We start from the raw sequence: 6,645 nt of genomic DNA on the forward strand, positions 1-6,645 counted from the left end.
ATTTGATGAGACTTCTTAGCCAATCGCTCCTGCATGTTCTGGGACCAGCTCTTTTCTTTGTGACGGGTGCGGTCACCGCTCAGCAAGAGGAGGTCACGTATTACCACTACGACGCCCTCGGTTCTCCGGTGGTGGCTACGGATGAGACGGGAGCGGTGAAGTGGCGTGAGGCCTATGCGCCCTACGGCGGACGCTTATTAGAAGAAAGTCGTGAGCAGGACTGCTCGGTGAACCCCTGTGAGTCGACGAATTCACCTTGGGAGAATCGGCAGTTCTACACGGGTAAGTACGATGAGGCTGATACTGGTCTTACATACTTTGGAGCGCGGTGGTACGACCCAAGTTTGGGGCGATTTCTGAGCGTTGATCCGGTTGAGTTTCAGGAAGGTAGTGTCTTCTCATTTAATCGGTATTCGTATGCGAATAATAATCCTTACTTGTACGTCGATCCCGATGGTCGTTTTGCGCTCTTCGGGTTCCTCGTCGGTGCTGGTTTGGAGGCGGCAAGACAGGCGATTACCGGTGAGCTATCTTTGTCTTGGTCGAGCGCGGGAAAAATTTCCATCTCTGGTGTTTCTGGCACAACGGGTGTTGGTCTGGGAAGAGGAGTCGCAAACCTGACTGGTAACGTTCTGGTAAGAGCGGGAGCCAATGCATCCGCGGGAGCCGTTCTAGGGGCATCCGTAACGGCTGCAAACAATGCCGTCGATGGTCGAGAGATGACGGCTGGTGTTGGCATTGGTGCTGCCACGGGGGCTATCGGTGGGTTTGGAGGTTCGCTTATCGGCGATGGCCTTGATGCTTCGATTAGTCTTGCTCGCTCAAGAGCTCTGAGTAAGATCCCTATAAGCACCAAGAACCTCTACCAACACATAGACGAAGCCACTCGTCCGGCACACACCTCTTCGGCCGCACCGAAAGCCGTGGGCATAGGTGAGGCGATCGGAAACGCAGTGAGTGGCGCAGGAGGAGCAGCGCAAGCTGCAGCTTGCAAATCAGGAGTAGATTCGTGCTGATACGTCTAAAAGGCCTGATGTTCTTTGTACTATTGGTCGCGCCAGAGAGCTTGGCTGCACTGTTGCTTGGTGCTCTGATGGAGGGCGTGTATCGAATATTCGTGCGTTTCGATTTGCTTTCAGGTGGTATGGAATTCTTTAGCTTGGGCGCAGGTTTGGGATTGTTCTGCATATTACTCACATGGAACGTGGTAGTGTTTTTCTGGAAGAGAGGTCGAGGGGATTCTTAGCTTGAGACAAAGTGATGGTCTTGGTTTTTCGCCGCCCGTTTTATCATCCGGATATGTCGTTCTGAAGTGCGTCAATTTCTATCGCTTTTTGTCTCAAAGACATGAAAGGGCGACGATTGAGGGTGTGTAAAAACTACGCCGTAGAGCTCAAACAAAAAACCCGGTTGGATTCAGCTGGGTTTTTTCTTTTCGACACAAATTCACTTGGTCATTATCGGTTAATCGTGGCCAACATCCTCGATACCCCGATCTCATTGATCTGATACGGCCTGAGTTTTCCCGACACTTTTTGTGGTAAAAATCATAGATGATCACAAGAGGTAGACAATGTCTAAAGGGATTCGATACACGGATGAGTTCAAGCAAGAAGCCGTAAACCAGGTCGTCGTGCACGGCTACACAGTGCTCGATGTCAGCCAGTGGCTGGGTATCTCGAACAAGAGTCTTTACGACTGGATAAAAAAGGTTCAGTAAACCCACCGCTCAGCGTGAAGAAGAAGCGGACCTACGTGCAGAAGTTGCTCGTCTCAAACGTGATCTACGACGCGCCGAACAAGAGAGAAACATTTTAAAGGAAGCTGCCGTGTTCTTTGCCGGCGAGTCAAAGAAAACTACACGTCCATAAAATCTCGTAGTGAGACGTATCCCGTGCGGGTACTGTGTCGAGCTTTGGAAGTGCATCCCAGCAGCTATTACAGTTGGCTGGCAGCACCGGTGAGTGAGCGCGCTGAAACAGATCGAAGCCTAACCGGTCATATCAAGCAGTTCTGGCTGGAGAGCGGTGGTCACTCGGGTTACCGCAATACTCACTTGGATATGACAGAAGCTCAAATCATCTGTGGCCGCGACCGTGTTTTGCGCCTTATGCGCGCTGCAGGCTTACGGTCAGAGCGAGGATACAAGCGGCCTAGAGGCTACTACAGCGGAACGCCAAGCACGCTCGCGCCGAATACGCTCGATCGGCAATTCAACGTGGAGCGGCCCAATCAATGGTGGGTCAGCGACATCACCTACATCCATACGCACGAGGGCTTTTTGTTTCTAGCCGTAGTCATAGAGCTATTCGCACGCAATATTGTCGGTTGGTCGATGGCCAACCGAATCACTGACGACTTAGTGCTTGACGCGTTAACGATGGCCTACTGGCGCCGACGGCCAAGCGATAAGGTGAGTTTGCATTCAGACTGAATCGCCACCAGTTCTCTAGACACTTTCCAGCTGTTTTTCGTGATGCTGTTCGTAGTCTACAGGTGACAGCAGGCTGTTCGAGCCATGCCGGCGTCTGACGTTGTAGAACATCTCGATATAGTCAAAGATATCGGCCCGGGCATCCTGCCGGGTCGGATATATCTTGCGCTTCACGCGCTCGCGTTTCAGTAGCTGGAAGAAGCTTTCAGCGACTGCGTTGTCATGGCAGTTGCCGCGTCTGCTCATACTGCCCTCAAGGCCGTTTGCGCGTAGAAACGCGCTCCAGTCATAGCTTGTGTATTGACTGCCCTGGTCCGAATGAACAAGTACCTTGCTCACCGGCTTGCGACGCCACACCGACATCAACAAGGCATCTAGAACCAGATCGCTCGTGATCCGTGATTGCATCGACCAGCCAATCACCCGGCGCGAGAATAAGTCGATGACCACGGCCAGGTACAACCAGCCTTCGTGGGTCCGAATATGGGTGATGTCGGTCGCCCATCGCTCGTTCGGCGCAGCCGGATTAAACTGTCTCTGCAGTACGTTAGGCGTCACATCATGCGCTTTGCCAACCTTATGCCGTGGCTTGCGATATCCAACCTGCGCCCTGATTCCAGCGTCTTTCATGAGACGGTGGACACGGTTGGGGCCGCAACACTCGCCTATTTCATGCAAATCACGATGGATCTTCCGATAGCCATACACAGCACCGGACTCGAGCCAGAACTGCTTGATCAGGCCAGAGAGCCGCTTGTCCTCACAACCGCGAGCCGATAGCGGCTGTCGACGCCACGCATAGAAACCGCTGGGGTGAACGTTAAGCAAAGAACACAGATGCCGCACCGGCAACTGGTGGCGATGGGATTGAATAAAAGCGTACCTCACTCGGATTGGCTCGCGAAGTACGCCGCGGCTTTTTTTAGAATGTCACGCTCCTCCGTGACACGCTTAAGCTCTTTTTGTAGCCGACGAATCTCGGCCTGATCATCAGCCTCCACTCGATGTTGCTCAGCAGCCGGCCCGTACTTCTTCACCCAGGCATACAGACTGTGCGTCGTCACGCCCAGCCGACTGGCCACGTCCGCCACGCTGTAGCCGCGATCCGTGATCTGGCGAACGGCTTCTCTCTTGAATTCTTCGGGGTAACGCTTGTTGCTCATAAACACCTCTCTGATAGCCATTTTGTATGGCTGAAAGGTGTCTAGCAAACTGGTGGCGATTCAGACCAAGGGTCCCAGTATACGGGTCATCGCTGCCAACGATTATTGAAGACGTTGAACATCGAGCCGAGTATGAGTCGCCGGGGTAACTGTCATGACAATGCGGTGGCTGAGAGCTTCTTTGCTAACCTAAAAAAGGAAAAGATCCGCCGAAAGAGATACCGGACGCGAGAAGACCGTTAGGATGAAGAAGAATAGGAAGAGTAGCCCCAGCGACAATATGTACAGATCAATTTTCCGTCTAATATACAAAGGCTTACCTCCGTTGGGCCTCCATTTGTCTTCTGCTCGGCACAGGGCGCTAAGGCCGGCGGCTTTGATGCATGATTTCCACCGTACTCCTGAGCGTTTTCTCTTCTAGCAGCGGAACCGCTGGGTTCCACGAATCAATTAGTACTAAATGGGAATGGGCCCAAGGTGACTATCGTGTTTCGGCCAAGCTACTAATTTAGTATGAATCCCTGTATCGGTGGCGAAGAGCGTCGAAAATCGAGTTAGCGGCGGCGCATTGTCGAGACTTATCGGAGACGTAAGTCATCTCTAGGCCCATATTTGTATTGCGGGCATAGAAGGCAAGGATAGTCATTGTCGGCGAAAAGGAATGATATTGGATTGAATGTTGCGGAGTTTTGGGCTTGGTCCGTCCTGAACACTGAAAAGACCAGGTTCATCGATGAGGATGTCCAGATCGACGCCGCTTAGGCTGATCTCTGCCATAAGCTGCTCCTTGGTTTTGACTTCTTCGTCAAGAAGCAGTTTGACACTCTTCTTTAACAAGCTAGGTTTCTCAGGTTCGACAGTGTCGTCAAGAGGCTCTCTTTTTCTCCATTTCCGCCGCGAAAGGCCAACATAAAGGCGGCGTTTCTGCTCCTCATCTATCAGTCCCAGCTGATGAGCACGCATAATTTGCATCGCGATAGTCACATTCCAACGTGGTTTTAGAGCACGGAAAACGTCCACGCTAAGGTCGTACAGGTCATTGCTATATGCTATCGCTGGCGTCAGAAATGCCCCGGCAAAACGATGAGCTTGGCTCTCGAGTAGCTTGTAGTCAGACGCATCAGTTAGGTGCTTCCTCTGGACCTGTTGATGCAAAACGAGGTGCCCCAACTCATGAGCGGCATCAAACCTCGATCGGAAATAGTTGTCTTTGTCGGTGGAGAGAACCACGAAAGGATGAGGCTTCCAGCTCTCTGAGAAAGCGTCTAGCTTCTCGGATTCGAAGCATGTTCTCCAGACAATTACTCCGTTCGATTCAAGGGTTCGAATCACGTCCGCAATGGGAGCGCTGCCCAAATTCCAGTGGGTTCTCAACTCGTTTGCGATCGACTCAATTTGGTTTACCTCCAGTTGCCTAAAATCGGCAGGAATGTCGAAGCTAGGGAGGTTTACAGGGGGGAAATCAATGAATTCCAAGACATACTCAGTCAGGTCTCTCGCCCAAGAGTACTTAGCCTCTACTAAAACACGAGAAGCTTTAGTAGCTGCAGCCATTGATCGATAGAAAAGTGTTTTAGTTTCGGAATCGGATGCTGGCTTGAAGAAATAACTGACTGGGACACGCAAAGCGGTTGCAAGGGACTCAACGACTTCTTGGCGAGGTTTCTGTTTTCCTGACTCATAGAGCGAAATGGAGCTCTGCGAAACCTCGATTAGCTCTGACAGCGCTAGCGAAGATAGGCCTCGTACGTTCTTTGCTTGGACGAGCCTCTGTCCAACAAAGTTGTCGACGCCTTTAGCTGGCATCTTCTAGCCGACGCGCCTGTTTTACTCCTGGCTTCAGGGTTGGCTCTACTTGTTGGTGACTTGCCTGAGTTTGATCAATTGCGGATCGTGCTCCTATTTCCTGTAGATCTCTTATCTCAGTTAGACAGACTGGCGTGTCCACCCATTGCTCAAAGTTCGGGTCGGGAAAAACAATACTTATACTACCGAACTCCTGTTTAAGTTCTCCGCGTTCACTGCCAGCGCTATTCATGAAAACGACGATCGCTTCAGCGCTTACGGCAAACTCGCGCCGAAGACCAAAGCCGATTTTACCTTCGTGCAGCATATGGCGCATCACCTCGACAGTGGGGCAACGATGGCGTTGCTCCAACCTCCATTTATTCAAGTCTGTCTAAATGGGCGTACTGAGCGGGCAATCGCGCCCAAAAAACCACCAAAAATAAGCGTGCCTAGGTGTGCCGCTAGACCTGCACTCGGATTGATCACTTCGGAAACTAAAATCAGGAAAAAAGCCATAGAGACTAACGCTGGAGAGATATCGAGTGGCGCCAATCTGACGTTTTTATGCAGGATTGCGCCTAACCATCCCAGCAACGCAAAGATGCCCCCGGATACGCCAACAAACCCGTCCAGATCGATTGACCCTATGGACCAGAAGTAGTAAGAAACCACGCCGCCAACCAAAGTCCCCGCCACAAAAACACAAAGAGCCCAACCGCTCGAATAGACCATGGCTATAGGTAAGACCAGGATGATCCCTATAAAATTGCCAATCGAGTGTGCAGGCCCACTGTGCAAAAACGGACCAATGAGCAAACGGAATAGACCTTCAAAGCTCAAGTCGATGGAGGCAAAGACCAAACCAATGTTCAAAACAGCGTCATCAATAGATCCAAAATGTGCCGACGCCCATCCTTGGAACAATACGAGGAGAGTGATCAAGAGCGCGCTCTCTAATAAAAAACGGGTAGCCTCTATCGAAATCCAGTTCACGAATCTGGCTCTATTGGTTAACCAATTTTCTTGCCTTTGCGCCAGAATGTCGGAGAACACAAGGTAGCCGATCACGGTGAGATACATGATCAGGACCGGGATAAGCAATTTTAAGCTCACAAATCCCGCGATAGACGTAAAGAAAAAGCCAACGATTGTGAAATACCAAATCATGATTTTACGGGATCGACGGTCAGAGAGTATCGCGAGATCACGCGTAAGCGGGCTATCCATTACCGAGACAAATTTGTCAGTGTTTGGGGCGCA

General features: G+C 51.2%; 6 protein-coding genes and 3 pseudogenes. 6 read left to right on the plus strand and 3 right to left on the minus strand.

What is annotated here, in order from left to right; all coding sequences use genetic code 11:
* Window positions 1-5 precede the first annotated feature (5 nt).
* The 4 genes and pseudogenes from KT71_RS19665 to KT71_RS06800 form a co-directional block, all read left to right on the plus strand.
* A complete protein-coding gene (locus KT71_RS19665) occupies window positions 6-1,016 on the plus strand; it encodes an RHS repeat domain-containing protein (protein ID WP_008296183.1) in 1,011 nt (336 codons plus the stop codon).
* A complete protein-coding gene (locus tag KT71_RS06790; RefSeq protein WP_023660452.1) occupies window positions 1,010-1,246 on the plus strand; it encodes a hypothetical protein in 237 nt (78 codons plus the stop codon). The genes KT71_RS19665 and KT71_RS06790 overlap by 7 nt, the downstream gene beginning before the upstream one ends.
* A 327-nt stretch (window positions 1,247-1,573) precedes the next feature.
* The gene (locus KT71_RS20030) at window positions 1,574-1,720 is read left to right on the plus strand and encodes a transposase (RefSeq protein WP_008296182.1); all 147 of its coding nucleotides are present in this window, start codon (window positions 1,574-1,576) and stop codon (window positions 1,718-1,720) included.
* A gap of 105 nt (window positions 1,721-1,825) precedes the next feature.
* Window positions 1,826-2,434 (plus strand): annotated as a pseudogene (locus tag KT71_RS06800) (IS3 family transposase); the annotation flags it as partial.
* 15 nt (window positions 2,435-2,449) lie between these two features.
* On the opposite strand, the gene KT71_RS06805 reads toward KT71_RS06800, so the two are convergent.
* Window positions 2,450-3,597, minus strand: a protein-coding gene (locus tag KT71_RS06805; RefSeq protein ID WP_169729177.1) for an IS3-like element ISGpr2 family transposase whose coding sequence is annotated in 2 segments (ribosomal slippage) — window positions 2,450-3,360 and window positions 3,360-3,597 — 1,149 coding nt in all. Because the reading frame shifts where the segments join, the coding sequence is not laid out codon by codon here.
* 60 nt (window positions 3,598-3,657) lie between these two features.
* Between KT71_RS06805 and KT71_RS20035 the strand changes: the two are divergent.
* Window positions 3,658-3,834 (plus strand): annotated as a pseudogene (locus KT71_RS20035) (IS3 family transposase); the annotation flags it as partial.
* A 405-nt stretch (window positions 3,835-4,239) separates the two neighbouring features.
* On the opposite strand, the gene KT71_RS06815 reads toward KT71_RS20035, so the two are convergent.
* Entirely contained in the window at window positions 4,240-5,403 is a 1,164-nt protein-coding gene (locus KT71_RS06815) for a helix-turn-helix domain-containing protein (RefSeq protein ID WP_023660454.1), read from the minus strand.
* Window positions 5,404-5,548: 145 nt separating this feature from the next.
* Between KT71_RS06815 and KT71_RS21330 the strand changes: the two are divergent.
* Window positions 5,549-5,698, plus strand: a pseudogene (locus tag KT71_RS21330) (hypothetical protein); the annotation flags it as partial.
* 68 nt (window positions 5,699-5,766) lie between these two features.
* Here KT71_RS21330 and KT71_RS06825 read toward each other — a convergent pair.
* Window positions 5,767-6,645: rhomboid family intramembrane serine protease (locus KT71_RS06825; protein WP_023660456.1), on the minus strand; the 879-nt coding region annotated here is incomplete at its 5' end.

It is taken from the genome of Congregibacter litoralis KT71 (assembly GCF_000153125.2).
Lineage (GTDB): Bacteria > Pseudomonadota > Gammaproteobacteria > Pseudomonadales > Halieaceae > Congregibacter > Congregibacter litoralis.